Below are 24,864 nucleotides of genomic sequence, written 5' to 3' on the forward strand. Positions count from 1 at the left end.
GCAAGGACTCACGGATGGTGGCGCCGCGATGGTGCCGAGGTCAGAGGAAGGCAGAGCGATGAGTGTAGCGGGTGAGTGGCTGTCGGGAGGTGGGCTTGTCTTGCTGCTCGGGTTCGTGACGTTGTTCGTGACGTTAGGACTCGGCGTCGGCGTGGTGTGGCAGCAGCGGCGCTACGCGCGCGAGCGGGACATGCTTCGATCCCGCTTGCAGGCCAGCGAGACCCAGTGCCTGCGGCTGGAGCAGGAGCTGGCCCAGAGCGATGGGCAGCAGGACGATCTGCGCGAGCGCCAGGCCCAGCTGCAGCAGCAGTTGGCCGCTCGCGAACATCAGCTCGAGGCGCTCAACGAACGTCTGGCGACGCTGCGAGAGCAGTATGGGCGACTGGAAACCCGGCACGAGCAGCAGCAGAACCAGCATGCGGAACAGCTCCAGTTGCTGGAGCAGGCAAAGACCCGCCTCGGACACGAGTTCGAATCGCTCGCCGGACGCATTTTCGACGAGCGCCAGCGCGCCTATAGCGCCCAGAGCCGGGACAGTCTCGAAGCGTTGCTGAAGCCGTTTCGCGAGCAGGTCAGCGGCTTCCGCCAGCGTCTCGAGGAGATCCATGGCCAGGAAGTGCGCGAGCGGACCACGCTCAAGGTGCAGATCGACCAGCTGGCCACGCTCAACCGCCAGATCACCGAAGAGGCCGCCAATCTCACCCGAGCGCTCAAGGGCGACAAGAAGATGCAGGGCAACTGGGGCGAGATGATGCTCGAGTCGGTTCTGGAGCGCTCCGGCCTGCGGCGGGATATCGAATACCGCCGTGAAGTTTCCCTCGATGGCGATCAGGGGCGCCAGCGCCCGGATGCGGTCATCTACCTGCCGGACGACAAGCACCTGATCGTCGACGCCAAGGTCTCGCTCAACGCCTACGTGCGCTACGTCAACGCCGAGGACGATGCCGAGCGCGCCCAGGCCCTGCGCGCTCATGTGCAGGCGGTGAGAAGCCATATCGACGCGCTGTCCGGGCGCGACTATCCCCGGCTTCCCGGACTGCGTTCGCCGGATTTCGTGTTCCTGTTCATGCCGGTGGAGCCGGCCTTCGCCGTCGCCTTTCAGCATGACGAGACACTGTTCCAGGACGCCTTTTCACGCGACATCGTGGTGGTCACGCCGACCACGCTGCTGGCCAGCCTGCGCACGGTATCGAGCCTGTGGAATCTGGAGCGGCAGAACGAGAACGCCAGGCACATCGCCGAGCGCGCCGGCAAGCTGCTCGACAAGTTCCAGGGCTTCGTCTCGAGTCTGGAGGACGTGGGTCGGCATCTGGGGCGGGCCCAGGGCAGTTACGATCAGGCGATGGGTCGGCTTTCGACCGGGCAGGGGAGCCTGGTCGGCCAGGCGCTGGCGCTCAACCGGCTGGGCGTGCGCATGAAACGCGACCTGCCTTCGCACCTGACCCGCGATGCCGAGGAGGACGAGCCTGCCGAATCCAGGGCCGTCGGGTCGCCCGGCAGCATCGGAACGTCCAAGGTCAGCGATGAGGATCGGCGCGCTGAGCCCGATGGCGACGATCCCCCCGACTTCCGCGAATCGGACGACGCCAGAGGCTGACCGGGATGTCGATGGGATGCTCGAATCCGCGCGTTCGTCTCAGGCGTTTGTCTCAGGCGGTCGAGCCAGCCTCGCTGAGCCGCTTGGCCAGGGTCTGCAGACACAAAAGCGCCATCACCTGACGCTTGTCGCCTTCGCCGACCGAGATCAGCCGTTTGGCCGCCTTGACGGGGGAGGGCTCGGGCGACGCGCCGTCGACGGCATCGCCGCGCCAGCGAATGGTAAAGCTCTCCCTGGGCGCTTCGACGTACTCGATTCTGCGGAGGTAGTCGACGAGGAACCCGACGAGACCGTAACCCGTCTCGACGACCAGGACGTGATTCGCGGGGTGGGAGGAGTCGATTCCCAGCAGCGCGCGCAGATCTACCAGCGAGACGCTGCGATCCTGTCGACGCCAGGCGCCGAGAAAAGGGCCGGCCGGATGCGAACTCTTCTGATAGTCCGTCGGTGCCGAGTCGACGGCTTCGAGCTGGTCGAGCGTCGTGACGTAATCGCCGCCGCAGCGGAAATGGACGAAGGCGAATCGCTGCCAGTCGCGCTGTTCCCGCGCTTGCCTGGCCTCCGTATCGAGCCGGGTATGGAGACGCGCCAGCGCGTTGACGTTGAGGTTGCCGAACAGCTCGTGGTGATCGATCGCCAGGGCGTCCTTGCCCTCGTCCGCGGCGGGCACCAGTGCGCTGACGGCGGGGGCGTAGCCCGCACTCGGGGAGACCGGTAGAGGCGCCGGCTGGTCGCTGCCCGTCAGCGTCGCGACGCGATCGACGGCGAGGGCGACACGACCGTGATCGCTATCGAGAACGGCGAGATGAGATGGTGGTGTCTGGCGGGCCGGCTGGCCGATCAGCGCTCGGGGATCGAACAGCGGCAGGGTGGCGCCACGCAGGGTGACATTGCCGAGATAGGCCGGCAGATCGATCATGGGGGAGTCGATGGGGCCGCAGGTGGCGACTTCCCGTACCGCGCCCACATCCAGCGCCAGTCGCGTGTCGTCACAATCGACGACGAGCCAGCGCCGGTCGCTGTGGGTGTTCTCCTTCACGGTGGCGGCATTCGTCCTCTGCCGGTCGGCTTCGACGTGTACCGAGACCATGCCCTCGAGGGCGAACAGCGCTTCGAGGTCGAGCACGTAGATGGCGCTGTCGAAGTCGGGATGCTCGAGCAACTGCGGCGTCAGGGCGTCGGCATCGCCCGCCGCGTTCTTTAGCGTATGGAGCTGCTCGGGATCGACGCTCACCAGGTCCCTGATGTGCGAAATCCGCATCCCGAAGCGGCCGCCGCGATATTCGATGATCGCCATGAGCTCGCCGGCTTCCCGCGGGCCCGTGCTCGGGTCCAGTTCGAGCAGCCTGCCCAGGTCGATCGCCGGCACCGGCGAGCCCCGCCACAGCAACGTACCCAGCGACCAGCTTGGCGCCAGCGGGCGGGGAGAAAGAGGCGTCTCGAGACGTACCACCTCGATCAGGTGCGCGGCATCCAGCGCGATGTCACTGTCGTTGAGGCGCAGTATTCCCAGTACGCGTTGGGTCATGATGTCTTGTCGTTACCCGCCCCGCGCTGGGTGGCTTGGGCCAGGTCGCGGATCAGTTCGTCGACATGCTTGGCGGTTTCCAGCTGTTCGCCTGCCGAGCTGGCGATCTTCTCGACCGAGGCGGTGGTCTGCCCGACGCCGTCGACGATGCGTCCGAAGGAGTCGGCGGCGCGCTGGGAGACGGTATTGCCACTCTCGATACGCTTGAGAGATTCCCCCAGCAGGCGGTTGATCTGGCGGGTGGCATCGGCGGATTTCTCGGCCAGCTTGCGCACTTCGTCGGCCACCACGGAGAACCCGAGGCCGTGTTCGCCGGCACGAACCGCTTCGATCGCTGCGTTGAAGGCCAGCAGGTTGGTCTGCGAGGCGATTTCGCCGATGACCTGGACGATGTCGTTGATGTCTTCCGAGGATTTCTGGATGGCGGTCATCGCGGTACGGGAGTCGTCCAGCGAGCGGGTGCCGTGTTCGGCTTCCTGCTGTGTGGCGCGCGCCAGTTCCCGCGTCAGCTGCGTGTTCTCGGCGATCGAGGCAATCGAGGCGTTGAGCTGTTGCAGCGAAACGCTCATCGCCTCGGTCAATGTCTGGATATGCTCTTCCAGTTCGACCTGATCGGTAATGTCGGTGGCGAACTTGACCACCTTGTAGGGGGCGCCATCGGCATTGAAGATCGGATTGTAGGTCGCCTGGATCCAGACGCGGCGGCCATGGTTGCCGAACCGCATGAACCGCCCGCTGAAGAACTCGCCGCGCCCCAGGGACTGCCAGAAGTCGCGGTACTCCCGGCTGGTGACGTAATCCGGTTCGCAGAACATGCGGTGATGATGGCCGATGATGTCGTCGGCCTGGTAGCCCATGGTGTCGAGAAAGTTGCGATTGGCGGACAGGATATTGCCCTTGAGATCGAACTCGATCACCGCCAGGGCGCGATCCATGGCGTTGACCTTGCCTTCGTACTCGGCCGCCAGATGCTTTTCCGCGGAGATGTCCGTCGCCATCTTGATGACCCGGTACGGCTTGCCGTCCGCATCGTTAACCGGATTGTAGGTGGCCTGGAGCCAGACCTCCTTGCCACTCTGGGTCAGGCGGCGGTATTCGCCTGCCATCAGCTCACCCTGGGCGAGCTGCTGCCAGAACGTGCGGTACTCCGGCGTGGATATCTCGGCGGGGTCGCAGAAGAGGCGGTGGTGCTGTCCGACGATCTGGTCGAGCGTATAACCCATCAGATCGAGGAAGTTGGCGTTGGCGCTGACGACCTTTCCCTGCAGATCGAACTCGATGATGGCCTGGGAACGGTCAATGGCTTTCCACAGCGCATCCAGTTGTTGGCTCTGAGTGTCGAGGGTGACGGGGGGATAATCAAAATCGACCGACATGCTGGATGACTCCAAGACGTGCAAGATCACGCGCGAGCCTGCGGGCAGACAATAAAGGCCCATGCGCTGGTGGGTTAATGCCGCGTTACAATGGTGTACTAAAGTTTACTTAAATGTCGAGAGGCTTCAGGGGGAAGAGACAGGAAAGCCACCCGAGGGTGGCTTTTCTATCGGCAGGCTTCACTTTTTCCAACAGGTTACGGCGAATACTCAGCCCAGATAGGCGTTGAGCATCCACACGGTCTTTTCCTGCTCGCGAATGTAATCGCTGGCCATAGAGGCGGTGCCTTCATCGTCGGCATCGCTAGCCTGAGAGAGCAGCTCGCGCTGGAGCTCGATCAGAACCTGAAAGCCTTTCACCAGGCCCTGAACGCACTGCTTGCCGTCGGAGACCTGCTTGTCTTCCTGAATCTGGGAAATCTTGGCGTAGTCGCTGTAGGCGTGCAGCGGCTGATAACCCAGTGTGAGAATGCGCTCGGCCACTTCGTCGACCTTGGTCAGCAGGTCGGTGTAGATCTCTTCGAATTTGGCGTGAAGCTCGAAGAAATGCTCGCCCTTGATGTTCCAGTGATAGCCGCGGGCGTTCATGTAGAACACCTGATAGTTGGCCAGCAGGGCGTTGAGCTTTTCCGCAAGCTGGGACGCGCTGGAAGCGTGCAGGCCAATGGCATTGGTATCGGACATGAGATCTCTCCTTGAAGGTGCTGAAAGTCAGTCTAACCGGGCGTCACATCGAGGCCCATCCAAGCATCTGTATGGGATGAATAGTGACGTTCTATCATGTCGCGATCATGTCGCGACGTGCCGCGCTCTCTTGAAGATATCAGGGCAGCACGAGGGGAAAGCAAGGGCCTGAAGCGAGCGAAATGTCGCACCTCTAGCGAGGGGCGACCTGCCAGAGTCGGGCCAGTGTGCGCGCGCGGTCGCTCAGCAGTTCGCCGCAGCGTGACAGCGCCTCGTCCAGTGTGAGCGGGCCGTCCGCCAGAGCAAACGCCGCCGTGATGCCGTGATCGAAGGCGGCCTGCCACTGGTCCCCCAGGCGCCCGACCAGCGCGACGGTAGGAACGCCGAAGCGTTCGGCACGGCGAGCGATGCCGATCGGCGTCTTGCCTGACAGGCTCTGGCCGTCCAGCTGGCCTTCGCCAGTGATCACCCAGTCGGCATCGGCGAGCAGCGCGTCGAATTTCACCTGCTCCATGACCAGCTCGATGCCGGGGCGCAGCGTGGCGCCGAGGAAGGCGCGCGCGGCGAAGCCCATGCCGCCGGCGGCACCGGCACCCGGCAGTTCGCGGAAATCCTCCCCCAAGGCTTCCGCCGCATGATCGGCGAAGTGGGAGAGCGCACGGTCGAGCCGTTCGACGTCGGCGCTGGTGGCGCCTTTCTGCGGGCCGAAGATGGCACTGGCACCCCGCGGGCCGAGCAGGGGGTTGTCGACGTCGACGGCGGTCCGCACCTCCAGCGAGGCCAGGCGAGGGTCGAGCCCGTCGAGATCGAGCGTCGCCAGATCGGCCAGCGCGGCGCCACCCGGCGGAAGGGGCCGCCCTTCGCTGTCGAGCAGGCGGGCGCCGAGGGCCACCAGCATGCCCGCGCCAGCATCGTTGGTGGCACTGCCGCCCAGCGTCAGTACCAGCGAACGAGCCCCCGCATCCAGCGCCGCCTCGATCAGTTGGCCGACGCCGAAGGTGGTACTGTGAAGCGCGGTGCGCTCCTCTCGTTCGAGCTGCTGCAGGCCGCTGGCTTCGGCCAGTTCGACGAACGCGGTGAGGGTGGCCTGGTGCCAGCCCCAGGCCGCCGTGGCCTCGCGCCCCAGCGCGTCCTGCACGTTCGCCGTGCGCCGCTCGGCACCGGTGGCCGCCAGCAGCGCATCCAGCGTGCCTTCGCCGCCATCGCCCATCGGGCATTCATGCAAGATGGCATCGGGTAGCTCCCGCTTCAGGCCGGCGGCAATGGCGGCGGCGGCGTCGCGGGCGGAGAGCGCATCCTTGAAGCTGTCAGGGGCAATGACGATATTCATGGCATCCTCTGTCGAGAGTAAACGAGAGTGAAACGGGCTCGTCGTGGCAGCGGTCAGCATAGCGTCGTTCCACGCCGACGGCGACGGGCTATCGTGACCTGCTGATCGCCACTCGCGCGCTCGTGCGACGTTGCCGCCCGCTCCCGTCGGAAGTCATCACGATGGGCGTGGATTGGCAGGGGGGAAACTGGCATGCTGAACGCTGTTCGCAATCCCCCGCAAGGAGGCTGTCATGAACGATCGACGATGTCGGATTGGGCGCTGGATGGTTCTCTTCATCGGGCTCGGATTGTTGAGCGGTTGCCAGGCACTGTCGGCACCGGCGCCCACCTCGGCGGCCGGCGGCAATGCGCTACCGGCCGCCTGCCGCTGGCCGGCCGGCAGTGCCGATCCGCTGGAGCGGCTACGGGCCACGCGCGAGGCGCTCGAGAGCCAGGGCTACGCCATTCTCGATACCGATGCCACGCTGGGCCTGGTCAGCGCCGAGCGCAAGACATTGCAACCGGGCCTCGGCGCGGTGGAAAGCCCGCTAGGGCGCACCGGCTTCTGGGGCGGCTTCGGCCTGGGTGGGCGGAACGGCTATTCGCTGGGCGTGTTCCAGAACTTCGGCGGTGGCTACAACACCGACCCGGTCCAGATCGAGCGCGTCTCGGTGGTGACGCCGGAGCAGACGACCCTGGTCGACCGTGATTCGGTCGTGGTCGATTACAACGGCTATCTGATCGACGCACGCAGCTACAACCAGCCGTCGTTCTGTCAGCAGTTGCGACAGGACATCGACACCCGCTTGAACGGGACCGCTGGGGAGGCAACGCCATGAATCATCGCAAGATACCCGCGCTTCGGCGGCGTACGGCTTCCCGTTCCCGCCCCTGGCGAGTCGCCGGGCTGGGGCTGCTGATCGGGATGCTTTCGCTGACCGGCTGTGCCGTCGCGCCCCAACCGCAGCCGCGGAGTATCGCCGTCGAGGCGACGGCGGAATCCACCCTCAAGGCAACGCTCGCGATGCTGGCCGAGCGCGGGTTCGTGATCCGTCACGCCGATGGCGACCTGGGCCAGATCGATGCCGTGCTGGCGTCCCGCTCCGGGTACGAGGTCCACGCCCAGGTCACCAGTGGGGGCGAGCGTCCTCCGGGGCTGGTCATCCAGAACGGCGATACCTTCCTCACCCTGAGTGGCCGGCGCGGCGACCAGCCATTGGATGCGCTGGAGCTCGATCCGCTGTTCATCGACGTTCAGAATCGGTTGGGATTGTTGCCTTGAAGAAAGCGTCGTCTCGCTGCCGCTATGGTTGGCTGGGCCTGGGGATCGCCCTGTGTCTGGGAGAGCCTTCGGCGGCGTTGGCTCACCCGCACGGCTGGGTCGACATGAGCGTCGAAGGGATCTTCGATGACGAAGGAAACCTGACCGCGCTGCGTCAGCGCTGGCGCATGGACCCGTTCTACAGCCAGGTGGTGATGGAGGAGATGGCGACCGCCGACGACGCCACCAGCATGGCCGAGCGTCTCGATGCGCTGGGCGTCGAGATCCGCGACAACCTCGCCACCCAGCACAACCTCACCACTATCACTCTCGACGACGACCCCTTGGCCCAGGGAGATGTCAGCGACACCAATACCGACTATCGCGACGAGCGGTTGATCTACGATTTCGTGCTGCCGCTGGCGACGCCGCAACCGCTGGCCGGTCGTACCTTGCGCTATCGGATCTTCGATCCGACCTACTACATCGAGATGGTCCACGAGGCCAACGAGGATGGCTCCCGGCCGCTGCCTGGCGCCCTGACGCTGGCAAACGCCCCCGAGGGGTGTGCCACGGTCGTCGTCAAGGCAACGCCGGACCCGCAGAAGGTGATGGAAGCGGCGATGCTGGACAAGAGCGAGACCGGCGAGCCGAATCTCGGCCGCTTCTTTGCCGAGACCGGAGAGATCACGTGCCCCGGTTGAATGCGTTGCTGAAAGTGATGATTCCGTTGGCAATGCTGGTCGCCATCGGCGTGGTGGGGTATTCGCTGGGCTGGTGGCAGCAGGCCGCGGTACGCATCGTGTACTGGCAGGGCGAGTTCTACCACGCCCTGGTCGAGGCGGTCACCGCCCTCAAGCGTACGCCGAGCGCGGCGACCTGGGGCTTGTTGCTCGGCGTGAGTTTCGGCTACGGCGTCTTCCATGCGGCGGGGCCGGGTCATGGCAAGGTGGTGCTGAGCACTTACCTGGCCTCGCAGGGCGGCGCCTGGCGTCGCGCGCTGGGGCTTTCCGCGCTGGCGGCCTTGCTGCAGGGCGTCATGGCGATCTCCATCATCGGCGTGCTGGTCTTCGGTCTGGGCTGGCTGACCCGACAGGCGATGGGCAGCATCGAGCAGGCCGAGCTCGTCAGCTTCGCCGTCGTCTCGCTGCTGGGGTTGTGGCTCTGCGTGCGTTCGCTGCGTCGCCTATGGCGTTCGCGCCACGCCAGTTCGCTCGTGCAGGAGGGCATTCATGAGCAGCGCCATACGCACGGGGCGCACTGCGGCTGCGGGCACGAGCATCATGTCGACCCGCGCAAGGCGAGCGACTGGCGCGTGGCTCTGCTGACGGTGCTCTCGATCGGCATTCGGCCCTGTAGCGGCGCCGTCCTGCTGCTGGGCGCGGCCGCGTTGCTGGACGAGTTCGGCAAGGGCGTGGTGGCGGTGTTGGCGATGTCGGCGGGAACGGCGCTGACCGTCTCGGTGCTGGCGCTGCTCAGCGTCGTGGCGCGGGATTGGGTCACGCGTCATCTCGAGCCGGCGGCTGGCGGCGGTCAGTGGCAGGCCTGGATCGGCCTGGCGGGCGGAGCGCTGATACTCGTGCTGGGGCTGTCGCTGACGCTGGCGCAGTGGCAGCGAGGCCCGGCCGCCGCGCCGCCCATGCTGGGCGCACCCACGGCGCAGTCCGAACCTGCCCCGGGGCCATTCGGATCGGGGCGCGGCTGATTCTGGATCGGCTCGAGCCGACGCGCCAAGCTCGCGGTCAGTTCGTCAGCTCGCCAAGTCGTTAGCTTGCCAGGTCGCCAGGTCGCCAGGTCGCCAGGTCGCCAGGTCGTCAACTCAAGAGACCGGCTTCACCTGCCAGTCGAACGATCTCGTCGCGGCGCCCTTCGAGCGCGTTGTCGGCGTAGGCCTCGGCCACTCCCTGCCCCCAGACCGGGCCTGGCCAGGCGGCATCGCCCTGAAAGCGTACGATCACGTGCAGATGGAGCTGCGGCACCAGATTGCCGAGCGTGGCGACGTTCAGCTTGTCGCCGCCGTAGTGGCGCATCATCGCCTGGCCAAGTCGAGTGGCTTCCTGCCACAGACGCGCCTGATCGTCGGGGGACAGATCGTAGATCTCGACGACATCGTCGCGCTGCGGGACCAGAATGACCCAGGGGTAGCGCGCATCCCGGCTCAAACGGACCTGGCACAACCGCAGATCGATGACGTGGACGCTATCCTGCTGCAGGCGTGCGTCGAGCGTGAAGAGGGACATGGCGGCTCCGGTTGGAAGGCGGCGAAGAACAAGGTCGAAAGAGAGGGTTCGAGGCGCCACTTTACGTCGCTGCCATGAGGGCGTCGAGTCGCGCGGCGACCGCGGGAACGGTGGTAAGATTTCGGCGTTGCCGCCGTGATAGCGGTAAGCGCTATCGAAAGGCGGCCCTGTAACGAGGATTGGACGATGAAAGCTGGATGGGGATGGCTGGCCATTGGCTGCCTGTTATTGACACTGAGTGCCTGCAACACGATGCATGGGCTGGGCCAGGATATCGAGCGCGGCGGCGAGAAGATCCAGAACGCTTCCCGCTAGGGTCTGTTGACGTTTCAGCGCGAACCGCGTTGCTGCGCCAAATGGCGCCAGGCCAGGCGCGGGATGCAGAGAAGGGTGGTTCCCTTTTCCAATCCCGCAACGCCGCATGGCGCCATTTGCCGCGCAACCCGAAGGGCCGGGCCAGTTTTTGCACGGTGCTGCGTTATTCGTCGTTCATTTGGAATGACCAAACTACGCTCCTCACGCCTTGCCCCGCACAAAAACTGGCTCCGGCGCGGCCGTGCATGAAACGTCAACAGACCCTAGGCCCGTTGCCGTCTCGGCGCGACCCACGTTGCCGTGCATGAAACGGTGATAGGCCGGCAGTTTGGAAGCGAAATCCGACAGTTAGACAAGTCGTATTGCGCGTTTTTCATGACTTTCTGCTACCTTGATGACAGGCCGATAACAAAACGGCCCGGATGAGCCAAGAATTCATCCGTCTAAAACGTTAAGGAGGACGACACCATGAAACGCCTGATTGCTTTCTCTCTGTTCGCACTGTTCAGCGCCGGTATCCTGGCGGGATGCAACACCGTCGATGGCGCTGGCAAGGACGTCGAAGCCGGTGGCGAAGCCGTACAGGACGCTGCCAGCTGAGTTCACAAACGCCCGGTCCCGAGGATCGGGCGTTTTGCCATTCCGCCTTGCCAGAATATCTTGTCTGATGAATATCTTGCCTGACCTCGTCCACGTCATCCCCGCCTCTCGCAACGCACCCGTGACCCCATGATCTCGTGATAAAGTAAAGCCGTGCTTCCTCCCTGACGCGTCGATGGAACGGAGTCATGCATGACATCGTCTTCCCAGTCATCTCTGTCTGATAACGATCCCGTGGCGATCTTCGATGACGCCAGTGCCTGCTCCCTCGATACGCTTCCCGGGCCGCAGGAGTCTCCCGTCTCCATCGTGTTCAACGACACCGCCTACGCCACTGTGCTGGCGACGCCGGACCAGCTCGAAGCGCTGGCGGTCGGGTTCGCGTTCAGCGAGGGCGTGATCGATCGCTATGCCGATGTCGGTGCCATCGAGATCGAGACCAGCCGCCACGGTTTCCGGGTTCGTCTGCGGGTTGCCGACCGGATCGCCAGACGCGCCGGCAGCCAGGCGCGGGCAACGCTGTCGACCAGCGGCTGCGGCGCCTGCGGCGTGCAGGAGGAGTCGCAGTTGCTGTTTGGCCTGACCCGTCTGCCCGACGCGGCGCTGCCGGAAGTCGATACCCTCGCGTCGGGCCTTGAATCCCTGCGCACCGAATCCGCCCCCGGCATGCACCTGGCCCTGGGGCTTTCCCAGGCGGGCACGGTCGCCACGGTCGGCCGCGATATCGGGCGGCACAACGCCCTGGACAAGGTGATCGGCGCCAGCCTGATCGCCGGCATCCTGCCGGCGCTGGTGATGACCTCCAGCCGCTGTAGCCTGGAGCTGGTTCAGAAAAGCGTCAGGGCGAAGATCCCTGCCTTGGCGACGCTCTCCTATCCCTCCCGTCTCGCGGTCGAAGTCGCGCGCAGCTGCAACCTGACGCTGATCAACTGCCATCGTGGCAAACGGCTCGAACTGTTGAGTCGCGGCGATGGCTGAGCCACGGTTCGGCGGAACCGATGAGGGTCGATGAACATCGATGAGCATGCGAACTATTTTGCTGCATGCTATGCTGTGGCCCCCTGATACGACGTTGCCCTCATCGTCTTCTCGGCATTCGACAGCTTCCGAGGCACGAATGTCGTCAGCGCTCCGCTGGAGGTCGCCCTATCGCCTGTCGGCCGGCAGCGTCGATCCGGTCAGCGTTGAAAGCCAGCATCGTTCGAGACGAGATCAGCAAGCATTGCCGCCAGCCGAAGATGCGCTCGGCCAACCCCGAACACGCCTGCTCCTGACGTTTTCCTGATCGAACTTGTTACCATTGACGACCGAGTGTCATTGCGCTCACGCCCCGAGCCTGCAAGCATTCGTGATCGTTGTCCGATCGTTTCCCGGGAGGAGAAACATGTCCCAGCCCCGCCAAGAATCCAGCCAGAACGCGTCCGGCGCCGATGTCATCCCGCCGGATGCGAAGATCTTCGACTATCACAACCCGGCGGGCGGCTGGGGCGCGCTGAAGTCGGTCGGCAAGCATCTGTTGCACAGCCGTTCGCCGGCGCTCAATGCGCGTTCGCTATTCAAGCTCAACCAGCCGGACGGCTTCGACTGTCCCGGGTGTGCCTGGGGCGATCCGGAGCACGGCTCCTCGTTTGAGTTCTGCGAAAACGGCGTCAAGGCGGTGACCTGGGAAGCGACGGCCAAGCGTGTGACTCGCGAGTTCTTCGCCAGACACAGCGTCAGCGAACTGAAGACCTGGGACGACTATCGGCTCGAGGACCAGGGGCGGCTGGTGGAGCCGATGCGCTACAACGCCGACACCGACCACTACGAGCCGATCGCCTGGGACGACGCGCTCGAGATGATCGCCGCCGAGCTCAAGGCGCTGCCCACGCCGGACGACGCCATCTTCTATACCTCCGGCAAGGCGGGCAACGAGTCCGCCTACGTGTTCCAGCTGCTGGCACGCCTCTACGGCACCAACAACCTGCCGGACTGCTCCAACATGTGTCACGAAGCCAGTGGCGTGGCGCTCAATGCGGCGCTGGGCACCGGCAAGGGCAGCGCGCGGCTCGAGGACTTCGAAAAGGCTGAGGCGATCTTCGTGTTCGGCCAGAACCCGGGCACCAACCACCCGCGCATGCTCGGCGTACTGCGCGAGGCCGCCGAGCGGGGCGCGACCATCGTCACCTTCAACACCTTGAAGGAGCGGGGGCTCGAGAAGTTCGCCGATCCGCAGAAGCCGTTAGAGATGCTGCACAACGGCAGCCATCGCATCAGCAGCCACTACTTCCGGCCCAAGCTGGGCGGCGACATGGCCGTGGTGCGCGGCATGGCCAAGGCGCTGTTCGCTCGCGATGCCGCCGGAGAGGACGTGCTCGATCACGACTTCCTGGCAGCCCATACCGCTCATTTCGAGGCCTATCGTGCTCGCGTCGAAGCGACCGAATGGACCGCACTGGAGGCCCAGTCCGGCCTGACCCGCGAGGAGATGGAGCAGGCCGCCGAACTCTACGCGCGCTCCAACGCCACCATCGCCTGCTGGGCGATGGGCATCACCCAGCACGTCCATTCCGTGCCGACGGTACGCGAGATCGTCAATCTGCTGATGCTGCGCGGCAACCTGGGCAAGCCGGGCGCCGGTACCTCGCCGGTTCGTGGCCACTCCAACGTCCAGGGCGATCGCACCATGGGCATTTTCGAGAAGCCCTCCAAGGCGCTGCTCGATGCGCTGGAGGCGAAGTACGGCCGGCCGATGCCGCGGGAGCACGGGGTCGATTCCGTAGCGGCGGTCGAGGCGATGCGCGACCGGCCGGGCAAGGTGTTCATCGGTCTGGCCGGCAACTTCACCCGCGCGATTTCCGACAGCGTCGTCACCGAGAAGGCGATGGCCAACTGCCGGCTGACCGCGTTCATCAGCACCAAGCTCAACCGCAGCCACCTGGTCACCGGCGAGCAGGCGCTGATTCTGCCCTGCATCGGCCGCAGCGAGATCGACCGCAGCATCGATCGCAACGGAGTCGCGGGCAAGTCGCAACTGATCACGGTGGAAGATTCGATGAGCATGGTTCACGGCTCCGCCGGTATCAACAAGCCGGCGGACAAGGCGCTGCGTTCCGAGATCGCCATCCTCACCGGCATCGCCGAGCGGCTGTTCGCCAACGAAACGATCGATGACGAGGTCATCGATTGGGCCGCGATGCGCGAGGATTACGACGTCATCCGCGAGCATATCGCGGCGGTCATCCCCGGCTTCGAGGACTTCAACTCCCGCGTGCGCGCGCCGCGAGGGTTCTGGCTCGCCAACCCGGTGGCCCGGCTCGAATTCGGCACGGCGACCGGCAAGGCCGAGTTTTCCGATGACGCGCTGCCGACGGCGGTCATGCACCAGCGTCTCGCCTCGCGCGAGGGCTGGCTGACGCTGCAGACGATGCGTTCCCACGATCAGTACAACACCACCGTCTACGGCTACGACGACCGTTATCGCGGTATCGAGGGCGGCCGGCGGGTGCTCTTCCTCAACCGGGACGACATCGCGCGTCTGGGCTTCGAGGCCGGGCAGTGGGTCGATCTGATCGGTGAATCGGACGATGGCGTGACCCGCCGCGTCGAGGGCTTCAAGATCGTCGCCTACGACACGCCCCAAGGCTGCGCCGCTGCCTACTATCCGGAGACCAATCCGCTGATCCCGCTCGACCACAAGGGCGATTTCAGCCACACGCCGGCGTCCAAGTCGGTCGCCGTCAGGCTCGAGGCGAGCACGCGGCTTGCCTGAGCTCCCTGACCCGGTCGACCTGCAGCGCCAGTGGCAGGCGCTGCAGATCGAGCAGCCCCAGCTCGATCCGCTGGCGGCACTGGTGCTGGTAGCCTTGAGAGCGCTCGATGCACAGGGCGGCGGTGGAGAGGAGAAGACGGGCACGACCACGGCGGTGCTGTCGCGCCGCCTGGGCATCGAACACGCCCTGGTCCGACGCGCCGCGACCGAGCTCGAAAGCGGCGGCTGGGTCCTGACCCGGCCGGCCGGCGGCGCCAGCCCCGCCCTGCGGTTGATTTTATCGCCCGTTTGCTGACTCAATGCCGGTATCGCCGATTGTCGCGATCATCGTAGAGCACGATCAACGGAAAACACGATCACCGGAGAAAAGGGAGCGTTACATGCCGGACAATCATCTGCAGGGACGGGTCGCGGTCGTGACCGGCGGCGGCGTGGGTATCGGCCATGCCATCGCCAAGGCACTGGCGGCCGCCGGGGCGAGGGTGGTGATTACCTATCGTTCCCACGAGCCCGATTCAGAAGCGCTGGCAGCGTTGACCGCCAGCAGCGGTGAAACGGCGCTGGCCCGGTCGCTGGACGTCACCGACGAAGCGGCCGTCGAGCGCTTCGCGAGCTGGCTGAAAGAGGAAGTCGGCGGTATCGATATTCTGATCAACAACGCCGGCGGCCTGGTTCAGCGCTCGACCATCGAGGAGATGCCGTTCTCGCTGTGGCGCCAGGTGCAGGCGCTCAACGTGGATTCGGTTTTTCTGGTCACCCACCATCTGCTGCCGCTGGTTCGCGATGGCGGCGGACGCATCGTCACGGTGTCCTCGCTGGCCGGGCGCAACGGCGGTCATCCCGGCGCCACGGCCTACGCCACCGCCAAGGCGGCGCTGTTCGGCTTCACCCGCGGGCTGGCCAAGGAAGTGGCGAATCGGGGAATCACGGTCAATGCGCTGGCGCCGGGCTTCATCGAGGCGACGCCGTTCCACGCGACCTTCACCACCGACGAATCCAAGCGCGCCACCATCGAGACGATCCCCGCCGGGCGCGCCGGGCTGCCCGAGGACGTCGCCTCGGCGGCAGTCTGGCTGGCGAGCGACGGTGCCGCTTTCGTCTCCGGCACCATCGTCGACATCAACGGAGCCCAGTACTTTGGTTGAGGGCTTTGGCTAAGGGCTTTGGCTAAGGGCCTTTGGCTAAGAGCTTTGGCTGAGCTCAATCCCCGAACGAGTACCGTCGCTCCAGTCGCTCGAACAGCAGGTCGGTGACGATCGCCAGCAGGCCGACCAGCAGCGCCCCCTGGATCACGTAGGCCAGGTTGTTGCCGACCAGGCCGGCGATCAGCGGCGTGCCGAGGCTCTTGGCGCCGACGGTGGAGCCGATGGTGGCGGTGCCGATGTTGACGATCACCGAAATGCGAATGCCGGCAATGATCACCGGCATCGCCAGGGGCAGCTCCACGCGGCGCAGAATCTGCCAGCGGTTCATGCCGTTGCCGCGGGCGGCTTCGAGCGTGGTCCGGGGCACCGTGCCGAGACCGGCGATGGTGTTCTGGATCACCGGCAGCAGGCCGTAGAGCGAGAGCGCGATGATGGTCGGAGCGAAGCCGAAGCCGGCCAGCGGTACGGCAATGGCGAGTACCGCGGCGGGCGGGAAGGTCTGGCCGATCGCGGCCAGCGACGACACCATCGGCTCGAACTCGCGCCCGACCGGGCGGGTCACGAACAGGCCCGCGGCGACGCCGATCGTCACCGAAATCAGCGACGACATCAGCACCAGCCCGATGTGCGCGAGCATCAGGTTGAGGAAGCTGTCCCGGGCGTAGAGCGGGTTGCCGAGGTCCGGGAACAGCGCCCGGAACAGCGGCTCCAGCTGGCCCATGCCCAGCGTCAGGCCGATCAGCAACACGATCAGTACGCCCAGCACCCCGTTCCCGGCGGAGGCAGCGCGTAGCCGCCGTGCCCCGTGGATCGCGCCGTTCATGAAACCTCGCTCCCCGCTTCCGCCTGAATTCCCATGATGCCCTGCATGCCGATCTCGCCGATCAGCTTGCCCGCGTCGTCGATCACCGGCAGTACCATCACGCGATACCACACCATGCGGGAGAGCGCCTCCTTCAGGCTCATCTCGGGCGTGGCGGTCCACTCGGCCTTGACCGGCGTGACGCCATGGTCGTCGTCCAGCCGCGCGCCTTCGAGGGCAATCGGCCGGCCGGCATCGTCGAGCTGCCAGCAGTGATCGAGACCGGGAAGGGTAGCGTGGTGTTCGAGACTCGGTGGCCGTTGGTATTGATGCACCCAGCGCCTCGAGAGCAGCTTGAGGCCGAGATCCGCCTGGCCGATGAATTCGCGCACGAAGTCGTCCGCAGGCTTCACCATCATCTCGATCGGGCGGTCGTACTGTACCAGCCGGCCGCCGTTGAGCAGCGCGATGCGGGTCGCGAGCTGCAGCGCCTCGTCCATGTCGTGGGTGACGAAGACGATGGTCTTGCCGGTCTGCTGGTGGACGCGCTTGAGTTCCGCCTGGAGCACCTCGCGGGTGAGCGGGTCGACCGCGCCGAAGGGTTCGTCCATCAGCAGCACTTCCGGATCGGCGGCCAGCGCCCGGGCCACGCCGACACGCTGCGCCTGCCCGCCGGAGAGCTGATGCGGATACTTGTGGCGGAATTCGGCGGGATCGAGATGGAACATCGCCATCAGCTCGTCGACCCGGTCGTCGATACGCGACTTCGGCCACTTCAGCAGCTGCGGCACGGTGGCGATGTTCTGGGCCACGCTCCAGTGCGGGAAGAGCCCGGTCGACTGAATCGCGTAGCCGATCCGCCGTCTGAGCTGTTCGGCCGGCAGATCGGTGACGTCGTCGCCATTGAGAATGATGCGGCCGCCGCTCAGGGGGACCAGGCGATTGATCATCTTCAGCGTGGTCGACTTGCCACAGCCTGATGGCCCGATCAGCACGCCGAACTCGCCAGTCTCCAACGTCAGCGAGACGTCATCGACGACGTTCGTGCCGGCGTAGGTCTTGGTCAATCCTTGCAATTCAATCATGGATCTTTCCTGATCAGTGCCTGAAACGGCGTCAGCGAGTGCCGGATGGGCGACTCAGACTGACCAGAATCTGCAGCACGAAGTCGGCGATCACCGCCAGCACGATGGTCGGGATGGCCCCCAGCAGCACCAGATCGATGGCGTACTGGCCCAGCCCCTGGAAGATGAAGGCGCCGAAGCCGCCGGCGCCGATCAGCGCGGCGACGACCACCAGGCCGATCGCCTGGACGGTGACGATACGAAGTCCCGAGAGAATCACCGGCAGTGCCAGCGGAATCTCCACCTGCCACAGTATCTGACGTGGCGTCATGCCCATGCCGCGAGCCGCTTCCAGCGCACCGCTGGAGACGCCGGCAAGGCCGGAGTAGGTGTTGCGCACGATCGGCAGCAGCGAATAGAGCACCAGCGCGATGATTGCCGGCGCCACGCCGATTCCGCTGACACCGAGATCGCCCAGCCACGGCACGGCGCGGCCGAGCGCCGAGAGCGGCGCGATGAGCAGCCCGAACACGGCGATCGAGGGTAGTGTCTGGAAGACGTTGAGCACGCTGAACAGGCCGTTGCGCAGGCGGGCGCGACGATTCGCCAGCAGTCCCAGCGGCAGGCCGATCAGCAGGGCAGGCAGCAGGGCGCCGCCCACCAGCAGCAGGTGGCGAATGAGCTGGTCGACGAAGTTTTCCTCCTGATTGCCGAACTCGCGCATGATCGACAGCGGCGCGAGCAGCTCGCCGGAGAAACAGATGCCGATCACGGCCAGGGCCAGCGCGCCGTACAGCGCACGCTGGATCAGGCCGAGGCGCAGTCGCTGCAGGGCGTCGATGGCGATCAGGGCGGAGACGAGAAGCAGGATCCAGAAGGTCGCGCCCTGGGAAACGCGCGCAGCTGGCGAGGCATCGACCAGCGCGCGATGGGCGTAATCCCCGAGGCCGTAGAAATCGAGCGCCAGCAGCGGCAGCGTGGCGGCCAGCGCGAGCCATTGGGAGGCGCGTGGCCCCATCGGATTCGCCAGCGCCGCGATCAGCAGGGTCATTCCGATCAGAGCAAGGGCAGCGAGCTGCCAGCTTGCCAGCGCCTGCCAGAGCATCACCGACTGCCCCGAGGCCAGCCGGTTGGGCGAGAGACTGGCGAAGGGCAGCAGCCCGACGCTGGCGACGGCGGCGACGAGCAGCGTCATCAGCACCCGATTGCCGACCCATCGATGGCTTGCGACTGACGCCATGATCGAGTTCAGTCCAGCAGGCCTTGTTCGGTGAGATAGTCGTGGGCGACCTGATCCGCCGGCAGGCCGTCGACCTGGATCTTGCCGTTCAGCGTCTGCAGCGTTTCACGGTCGAGCGATTCGAACACCGGTTTCAGCAGCTCCTCGATCTGCGGATAGGACTCGAGTACCGACTGGCGCACCACAGGAGCCGGTTCGTAGACCATCTGCACGCCCTGGGGATCGTCCATCACCTTGAGCCCGGCGGCGGCAATGGCGCCATCCGTGCCGTAGACCATCGCCGCATTGGTGCCGCTGGTGCCTTCGGCCGCGGCGCGGATCGTCGCGGCAGTATTGCCGCCGGAGAGCACCAGCAGCTGGTCTTCGCCGAGCGTGAAGTCATAGGCGCGCTGGAAGCTCGGCAGCGCCGCGTCGCTTTCGACGAATTCCGCCGAGGCGGCCAGCTTGATCTCGCCGCCGTCGCTGACCCACTGGCCGAAGTCAGCCATGGAGGAGAGATCGTTTTCATCGGCCAGATCCTGGCGCACGGCGATCGCCCAGGTGTTGTTGGCGGGTGCCGGAGTCAGCCACACCAGTTGGTGCGCTTCGCTGTCGGCGGCCTTGATCTTCTCGTAGCCTGCCTGCTCGTCCTTCCACGCCGGGTCGTCGGTGGTGTCGGTGAAGAACGCGCCGTTGCCGGTGTACTCGGGGTAGAGATCGATATCGCCGGCCACCAGCGCTTGGCGCACGATGTTGGTCGGGCCGAGCTGCAGACGGCTCTCCACCGGCAGGTCGGCGTTTTCCAGCACGTCGACGATCATGTTGCCGAGCAGCGAGCCTTCGGTATCGATCTTGGAGGCAACGCGAATCGGCTGCTGGTCGTCCTGCGCCATGGCCTGGCTCATGCCCAGGCTGACGGTCATCGCGAAGGCGGCAACGGAAGTGAGTAGACGGGGGAGCGAGTGGGACATGGCGGCGTTCCTTTGCGATCGATGAGCCCAAGGCTCGGTTGTCGAGCTTGCAGACTCGATTGTTGTGGGCGTCCGTCCGGGACGGCTGTTGTCGAGGGCCAAATGATGAACCTGGTCAGGCCAAGGTTTGAGTCTAGCGATACTGCGCCCGGCCGACCAGCCGATGCCGAGCCTGGCGCTAGCTGCTAGGATGGATTCATCCGAAGTGGATCCAATGAGGAGTAGGACATGAAGTTTCCTGGTGCGGCGTTGATCGTGAGCGGTTTTCTACTGGCGGGTTGCAGCACCGCGCCCAAGCCCGACGAGGCGCCTCGGCCGCCGGACGTGAAGCCGGTTCCCGAAGATGCCTGCGGTGCCCAGACCGTCGGCAGTCTGGTAGGGCAGATCCTGACGGACGATCTGCAGGCGCATATCGCGGATCGCTCGCGTGCCGCCGAGATCCGGGTCATGGAACCTGGCAAGGCTTACACGATGGATTATCGTTCAGAACGGCTCAACATCAAGGTCGACGATCAGCGCATGATCACGGATATCACCTGTGGTTAAGCGCTAGAAAGGAATATTTCGAGGGCCGGCCAAAGACCGGCCCTCGACGTTTCAGAAATCTGCCAGCCAGTGGCGCTCCGGCAGATCGGACAGCCTCTCGAAAGACGTTGCCGCAGCATTCAGCAAGGAGACCCCATGTTACGCACCGAGATCCTCAACGAAGGCACGCTGCACTGCTTTCCTCGCGGGCTGAAGTACGAAAACGGCTCGCTGGTCAATGTCGAAGTCTCGGCCGTGGTCTTCGACGGCGAGCGTCTGATTCTGGCCAGCGACAAGCCGATCCCCGGCGACGAGCGTTCCGCGGCGTTCGCTTTCGAGTTGATCGATGGCTTGCCGGATCCGGACAGTATCCAGTACCTGACCGCGGATGCCATCCGGCACGCGGTCAAGTACGAGGATTTCGCCCTGACCGTCGATGGTCGCTATATCCTGGCGACGACCGGCTTCGACCGCATCGACGACGAGAGTCACGCGCTCAATGCCTACAACCATCTGCTGGTCTGGCCGGTGGGCGAGCCGGATCGCGTCCAGGTCGTGGACCCGGATCCGCGCGACGGCGTCGGGGGCTCGCTGGAGTTGCGGCGCAAGCTCGATGAAGCGATCGGCCTGCCGTATTACAAGATCGAAGGGCTGGCAGCGGTCCCGGCGCTGACCGACCTTGGCGAAAAGTGCGATGGTCTGCTGCTGTTCGGCGTGCGCGAACAGGGTCAGGCCTACGACGATTTCGAGTACGTGGCACGCTTGGTGGGCGTTCACTACCGCATGACGGCCGACGGCAATCTCGAGTTCGTCGACAAGCTTTGCGAGCGCTATCGCTTCGAGCCCTCGGAGTACGCTGGCGTTCGTCATGTCTGCGGGCTTTCGAGTCTCGAGTACGACCCCTACAACGATCGCCTCTACCTGATGGCGAGTTTCGAGATCGAGGACGAGGCGGGCGAGCAGACCGGTGGCTATCTGTGGTCGATGCCGCTGGCCGATCTGACCCGCGACGTCGGCCCGTCGATCGTCGAGGACGCCCATGGCGAGGTGCTGGAGTTCGAGCACAAGGCGGAGGGGCTGGCGGTGCTCGATACAGAGCGGCTGTTCGTGGCCTACGACAACGACCGCGACATGACCCTGGGGCGGATCGACGAGCGTGACGAACGGGAAGCGTGCGAGGCGCCCTATACCGTGCTGCGGATCATCGAGTGACGCCGAAGGCGCCGACGGTCTGACGCCTGACCGACCAGGTCAGGCGCCGGGCTCGCGACTCGGACGAGCGTCGTGCCGTGTCCGAGGCTCGCTGAGCTCGCTTTTCCAGCGCTTCACGGCGACCTGTTCCTTGAGCAGTTCCAGCATGTCGATCAGTACCTGCTGGGTGACCTTATCGGTCCTGTTGTCGACCTGGAGCCAGGCATCGACGCCGCTGCCGACCAGATCGGTCATCAGCGAGTGGAAGTGGGGCGAACGCAGGCCGTCGATGGCCTCGTGGACCACGCGGCTGGCGATGTCGCTCAGGCTACGCTCGATACCCTCGGCGACGGCGTCGCCCATGGGTAGGCTGCGCAGGCGACGCAGCTCGTCGTTCTCCGCCATCGTTCTGCTCACCAGCGCGGCAACGTAGCGGTGAACCTGCTGATGATTCTCCGCATAGCCCTTGTCGATAGTTCGCTCCAGGCGTGCGGCGATCTCGTCGACCAGCGCAGCCTTGCGCGGCTGGATCACCTCGGTCGAAATACGCTGGGTCAGGTGTTCGCTGTCGCGGATCTCGTCCTGTATGTCACCGAGCAGGTTGATGGCGACGCGATCGGAAATCTCCTCCATCAGCACCCCGTAGTAAGTACGGTAGAAGCGATAGAGGCGCCAGCGGGTGATGTCGATCACGCCCAGGCGCTGCAGACGTATCAACAGCGAGATGATACGCAGCACGCGCAGCAGCCGGAAGCCGGCCAGCGGAATGCAGCCGAGCACGTCATACCAGTGCACGAACGGATAGAAGAACCACCGAGCATAGCGCCGCTGGGCGATGGCTATCGCCCAGCCCAGCAGCACGTCGAGCATGAAGATGGCGACGAAACAGAGGTCGATCTCGAAGAAATTGGCCCGGATGGTCGACGCGTAGGCGTCGTGCAGACCCGGTGCCACGGCAGCGAAGGCGGCATTGAGCGGCGGAATCAGGAACAGGCTGTCGAACAGCAGCAACGCCAGGTTGATCGCCACCAGGATGACGACGGCGAAATCCCAGATCATCAGCATCCGCTCGCTGAGGAGGCTGAGCCGCCGTGTGGCGCGGGGTTGGCGGGAGCGGGTCTCAGGCATCGAACGTCCTTGTTCGCAGGGGCTGTGGTCGAGGTGCATTGATGGCGCGATTGAAGCGCCATTCAGGCGTCGTCAGATGTCGTCAGACGTCGCCAGGCAAGGACGGCGCCGGTCTAGCCGTCGAGCCGATCGGTCGGGTACGCCTTGAGGTGTTCGGCCATGGCGTTACGCTCCTCTTCCGCTTCCTGCTTGCGCAGTTTCTTGCGTAACGCGGCCTTCTCGAAGCGTAGCTTCTGCAGCGGTGTCTTCAATTCCAGCGCCGGCACGGGGACCGGTTTGCCGCTGCTGTCGACGGCGACCATGGTCAGGTAGCAGCTGTTGGTGTGTCGGATCACCCGCTCCTGGATCGATTCCGCCAGCACCTTGATGCCGACTTCCATCGACGAGCGGCCGACGTGATTGATCATAGCCAGGAAGGTGACCAGCTCGCCGACGTGGATCGGCTGCTTGAACAGCACCTGGTCGACGGAAAGCGTCACCACGTAGCTGCCGGCATAGCGGCTGGCACAGGCGTAGGCGACTTCATCGAGTTTCTTGAGAATCGCCCCGCCATGCACCTTGCCACTGAAGTTGGCCATGTCGGGAGTCATGAGTACGGTCATCGACAGCTCGTGCTGACGAGGCAGGTCATCGGGCGTCACGGTATCCTCGAAATCCAGTGCAGACAAATCCAGTACAGGAATGATTGTGCGCCAGATGTAACACGTTTCACCGCGACTGCCCATCAATCGGCTCGATAGTCGAACCGCCGACCAGATCCATGCAGACCGCTTTCGGCGGAACCTAGAGCAGGGTCAGCCCAAGGCCGATCACCACCCCCGTGACCACCAGCTGGATCAGACAGAATCCCATGATGTCCTTGGCATTGAGCCCGGCGATGGCCAGCACCGGCAGCGCCCAGAACGGCTGCAGCAGATTGGTCCACGCATCGCCCCAGGCGACGCCCATCGCCACGCGCGAGACATCGGCGCCCAGCGCTTCGGCGGCAGGCAGCATGACCGGCGCCTGCACCGCCCACTGGCCGCCGCCGGAAGGGACGAACAGGTTGACGATGCCGGCGCTGATGAACGACCAGAACGGCAGCGTATCGGCATTGGCGATGGCAACGAACAGCTCGGAGAGCGACTGTGCCAGGCCGGACTGCATCATGATCCCCATGATGCCGGCATAGAACGGGAACTGGATCACGATGCCGGCGCCGCCCTTGATCGCCTCGTTGAGGCTCGCGAGCAGGCTGCGCGGAGTACGATGAAGGACGATGGCGAGCGACAGGAACAGGAAGTTGACGCTGTTGAGGTTGAGCCCGCCGCCAGCGAAGAAGAAGTAGTGAACCAGATAGAGCAGGCCCGGAACGCCGACCAGCATCGACAGGAGAGTGCTGTTTTCCAGCCGGTCCGCCGGGCGCTCGATGGCGTTGCGGTCGGGGCTTTCAGGCTCCGCGAGCTGCTCGCGGCTGACGAAGACGCTCTCGTCCTCCGCCGGCATCATCCAGCGATTGATCAGCGGCATGATCACGAACAGCGCGACGACGATGATCAGGTTGTAGCCGGCGAAGATGGTCTGCGAGGTGGGAATGATGCCGATCTGGTCCTCGCTGAAATGCCCCGGTGTGGCGATGGTGAGCGGGATCGAACCGGCCAGGCCGCCATGCCAGACGACGAAGCCGGAATAGGCGCTGGCGATCAACAGGCGGTAGTCGACCCGGATCTGTCGCGCCAGCGCCTTGGCGAACAGCGCGCCGATCACCAGGCCGAAGCCCCAGTTGATCCAGCTGGCGGCGAGAGAAACCAGAGTCACCAGGATGATCGCGCTGGCAGGCGTCCGGGCGGTAGCGGCGAGCCTGTCCAGCAGGCGCTTGATCGGCGGTGAGTTGGCGAGCATGAAGCCGGTGACCAGCACCAGCAGCATCTGCATCGAGAACGACAGCAGCCCCCAGAAGCCGTTGCCCCAGTACTGCATCACCGCCAGTGGCGAGCGCTGCTCGAACAGCATCGCCGCCAGCGCCGCGACGATCGTCAGCAGCAACACGAAGATGTAGGGGTCGGGCAGGTAGCGCTCGACCAGCTTGACCGCCGGGCGTGAGAGACGCTGCAACATGATGGGGTCACTCGTTGGAGAAAAGGTAGCGCGAGCCTAACGCATCCTTCGATCCGTCA

The 24,864-nt window shown here is 65.0% G+C and carries 25 protein-coding genes; 13 read left to right on the top strand and 12 right to left on the bottom strand.

Annotated features, from left to right (window positions below; translation table 11 throughout):
* The first annotated feature begins 58 nt into the window (after positions 1-58).
* The gene (gene rmuC, locus BC443_RS15340; RefSeq protein ID WP_071232710.1) at positions 59-1,597 is read left to right on the top strand and encodes a DNA recombination protein RmuC; all 1,539 of its coding nucleotides are present in this window, start codon (positions 59-61) and stop codon (positions 1,595-1,597) included.
* 52 nt (positions 1,598-1,649) lie between these two features.
* Here the strand turns inward: rmuC and BC443_RS15345 are convergent, their stop codons facing one another.
* The 4 genes from BC443_RS15345 to BC443_RS15360 form a co-directional block, all read right to left on the bottom strand.
* Positions 1,650-3,125 carry a chemotaxis protein CheW gene (locus tag BC443_RS15345; RefSeq protein WP_071232711.1) on the bottom strand — a complete coding sequence of 492 codons (1,476 nt, stop codon included), beginning with the start codon at positions 3,123-3,125 and terminating at the stop codon, positions 1,650-1,652.
* A complete protein-coding gene (locus BC443_RS15350) occupies positions 3,122-4,501 on the bottom strand; it encodes a PAS domain-containing methyl-accepting chemotaxis protein (RefSeq protein WP_071232712.1) in 1,380 nt (459 codons plus the stop codon). The genes BC443_RS15345 and BC443_RS15350 overlap by 4 nt, the downstream gene beginning before the upstream one ends.
* 210 nt (positions 4,502-4,711) lie before the next feature.
* Complete coding sequence (locus BC443_RS15355; RefSeq protein ID WP_071232713.1) at positions 4,712-5,185, bottom strand: Dps family protein; 474 nt, start codon at positions 5,183-5,185, stop codon at positions 4,712-4,714.
* Positions 5,186-5,378: 193 nt separating this feature from the next.
* Positions 5,379-6,515 carry a glycerate kinase gene (locus BC443_RS15360; RefSeq protein WP_071232714.1) on the bottom strand — a complete coding sequence of 379 codons (1,137 nt, stop codon included), beginning with the start codon at positions 6,513-6,515 and terminating at the stop codon, positions 5,379-5,381.
* A gap of 232 nt (positions 6,516-6,747) precedes the next feature.
* Between BC443_RS15360 and BC443_RS15365 the strand changes: the two genes are divergently transcribed.
* Genes BC443_RS15365 through BC443_RS15380 form a run of 4 tightly spaced genes read left to right on the top strand, consistent with a single transcriptional unit; the run spans position 6,748 to position 9,462 of the window.
* Positions 6,748-7,335, top strand: a complete 588-nt coding sequence (locus BC443_RS15365) for a hypothetical protein (RefSeq protein WP_071232715.1) — start codon at positions 6,748-6,750, stop codon at positions 7,333-7,335.
* The gene (locus BC443_RS15370; RefSeq protein ID WP_071232716.1) at positions 7,332-7,778 is read left to right on the top strand and encodes a hypothetical protein; all 447 of its coding nucleotides are present in this window, start codon (positions 7,332-7,334) and stop codon (positions 7,776-7,778) included. The genes BC443_RS15365 and BC443_RS15370 overlap by 4 nt, the downstream gene beginning before the upstream one ends.
* Positions 7,775-8,461 carry a DUF1007 family protein gene (locus tag BC443_RS15375; RefSeq protein WP_071232717.1) on the top strand — a complete coding sequence of 229 codons (687 nt, stop codon included), beginning with the start codon at positions 7,775-7,777 and terminating at the stop codon, positions 8,459-8,461. Before BC443_RS15370 ends, BC443_RS15375 begins: the two co-directional genes overlap by 4 nt.
* A complete protein-coding gene (locus BC443_RS15380; protein WP_247643303.1) occupies positions 8,449-9,462 on the top strand; it encodes a nickel/cobalt transporter in 1,014 nt (337 codons plus the stop codon). Before BC443_RS15375 ends, BC443_RS15380 begins: the two co-directional genes overlap by 13 nt.
* A gap of 109 nt (positions 9,463-9,571) precedes the next feature.
* On the opposite strand, the gene BC443_RS15385 is transcribed toward BC443_RS15380, so the two are convergent.
* Positions 9,572-9,997, bottom strand: a complete 426-nt coding sequence (locus tag BC443_RS15385; RefSeq protein ID WP_071232718.1) for an HIT domain-containing protein — start codon at positions 9,995-9,997, stop codon at positions 9,572-9,574.
* A gap of 186 nt (positions 9,998-10,183) precedes the next feature.
* Here BC443_RS15385 and BC443_RS18375 point away from each other — a divergent pair, with 186 nt between their 5' ends.
* From BC443_RS18375 to fabG, 6 genes are all read left to right on the top strand, one after another.
* Positions 10,184-10,312: an entericidin A/B family lipoprotein gene (locus BC443_RS18375; protein ID WP_083387449.1), complete on the top strand. Its 129-nt coding sequence runs from the start codon at positions 10,184-10,186 to the stop codon at positions 10,310-10,312.
* A gap of 468 nt (positions 10,313-10,780) precedes the next feature.
* Complete coding sequence (locus BC443_RS15390; RefSeq protein ID WP_071232719.1) at positions 10,781-10,912, top strand: entericidin A/B family lipoprotein; 132 nt, start codon at positions 10,781-10,783, stop codon at positions 10,910-10,912.
* 192 nt (positions 10,913-11,104) lie between these two features.
* On the top strand, positions 11,105-11,890 hold the full coding sequence (locus BC443_RS15395; RefSeq protein ID WP_071232720.1) for a formate dehydrogenase accessory sulfurtransferase FdhD: 786 nt from the start codon (positions 11,105-11,107) through the stop codon (positions 11,888-11,890).
* 406 nt (positions 11,891-12,296) lie between these two features.
* Positions 12,297-14,663 carry an FdhF/YdeP family oxidoreductase gene (locus BC443_RS15400; RefSeq protein WP_083387450.1) on the top strand — a complete coding sequence of 789 codons (2,367 nt, stop codon included), beginning with the start codon at positions 12,297-12,299 and terminating at the stop codon, positions 14,661-14,663.
* Positions 14,656-14,958 (top strand): MarR family transcriptional regulator, encoded by a 303-nt coding sequence (locus tag BC443_RS15405; RefSeq protein ID WP_071232721.1) that lies wholly within the window; start codon positions 14,656-14,658, stop codon positions 14,956-14,958. The genes BC443_RS15400 and BC443_RS15405 overlap by 8 nt, the downstream gene beginning before the upstream one ends.
* Before the next feature lie 85 nt (positions 14,959-15,043).
* Positions 15,044-15,808 (top strand): 3-oxoacyl-ACP reductase FabG, encoded by a 765-nt coding sequence (gene fabG, locus BC443_RS15410; RefSeq protein ID WP_071232722.1) that lies wholly within the window; start codon positions 15,044-15,046, stop codon positions 15,806-15,808.
* 55 nt (positions 15,809-15,863) lie between these two features.
* Here fabG and BC443_RS15415 read toward each other — a convergent pair whose 3' ends face one another.
* Genes BC443_RS15415 through BC443_RS15430 form a run of 4 tightly spaced genes read right to left on the bottom strand, consistent with a single transcriptional unit; the run spans position 15,864 to position 19,816 of the window.
* Positions 15,864-16,631 carry an ABC transporter permease gene (locus BC443_RS15415; RefSeq protein ID WP_083387451.1) on the bottom strand — a complete coding sequence of 256 codons (768 nt, stop codon included), beginning with the start codon at positions 16,629-16,631 and terminating at the stop codon, positions 15,864-15,866.
* Positions 16,628-17,695 carry an ABC transporter ATP-binding protein gene (locus BC443_RS15420; protein WP_071232723.1) on the bottom strand — a complete coding sequence of 356 codons (1,068 nt, stop codon included), beginning with the start codon at positions 17,693-17,695 and terminating at the stop codon, positions 16,628-16,630. Before BC443_RS15420 ends, BC443_RS15415 begins: the two co-directional genes overlap by 4 nt.
* 31 nt (positions 17,696-17,726) lie before the next feature.
* Positions 17,727-18,914: an ABC transporter permease gene (locus BC443_RS15425; RefSeq protein ID WP_071232724.1), complete on the bottom strand. Its 1,188-nt coding sequence runs from the start codon at positions 18,912-18,914 to the stop codon at positions 17,727-17,729.
* Between the two features lie 8 nt (positions 18,915-18,922).
* On the bottom strand, positions 18,923-19,816 hold the full coding sequence (locus tag BC443_RS15430) for an ABC transporter substrate-binding protein (protein ID WP_139284352.1): 894 nt from the start codon (positions 19,814-19,816) through the stop codon (positions 18,923-18,925).
* A 276-nt stretch (positions 19,817-20,092) separates the two neighbouring features.
* Between BC443_RS15430 and BC443_RS15435 the strand changes: the two genes are divergently transcribed.
* The gene (locus BC443_RS15435) at positions 20,093-20,410 is read left to right on the top strand and encodes an I78 family peptidase inhibitor (protein WP_071232726.1); all 318 of its coding nucleotides are present in this window, start codon (positions 20,093-20,095) and stop codon (positions 20,408-20,410) included.
* A 135-nt stretch (positions 20,411-20,545) separates the two neighbouring features.
* Positions 20,546-21,601, top strand: coding sequence for a hypothetical protein (locus tag BC443_RS15440; protein ID WP_071232727.1), 1,056 nt, complete (start codon positions 20,546-20,548; stop codon positions 21,599-21,601).
* Positions 21,602-21,640: 39 nt separating this feature from the next.
* Here the strand turns inward: BC443_RS15440 and BC443_RS15445 are convergent, their stop codons facing one another.
* The 3 genes from BC443_RS15445 to BC443_RS15455 form a co-directional block, all read right to left on the bottom strand.
* Positions 21,641-22,708, bottom strand: a complete 1,068-nt coding sequence (locus BC443_RS15445) for an ion transporter (RefSeq protein WP_071232728.1) — start codon at positions 22,706-22,708, stop codon at positions 21,641-21,643.
* 113 nt (positions 22,709-22,821) lie between these two features.
* Complete coding sequence (locus BC443_RS15450; RefSeq protein ID WP_071232809.1) at positions 22,822-23,310, bottom strand: acyl-CoA thioesterase; 489 nt, start codon at positions 23,308-23,310, stop codon at positions 22,822-22,824.
* A 181-nt stretch (positions 23,311-23,491) separates the two neighbouring features.
* Positions 23,492-24,805 (bottom strand): short-chain fatty acid transporter, encoded by a 1,314-nt coding sequence (locus BC443_RS15455; RefSeq protein WP_071232729.1) that lies wholly within the window; start codon positions 24,803-24,805, stop codon positions 23,492-23,494.
* Positions 24,806-24,864: the final 59 nt, after the last annotated feature.

The organism is Salinicola sp. MIT1003 (genome assembly GCF_001858555.1).
Classification (GTDB): Bacteria; Pseudomonadota; Gammaproteobacteria; order Pseudomonadales; family Halomonadaceae; genus Salinicola; species Salinicola salarius.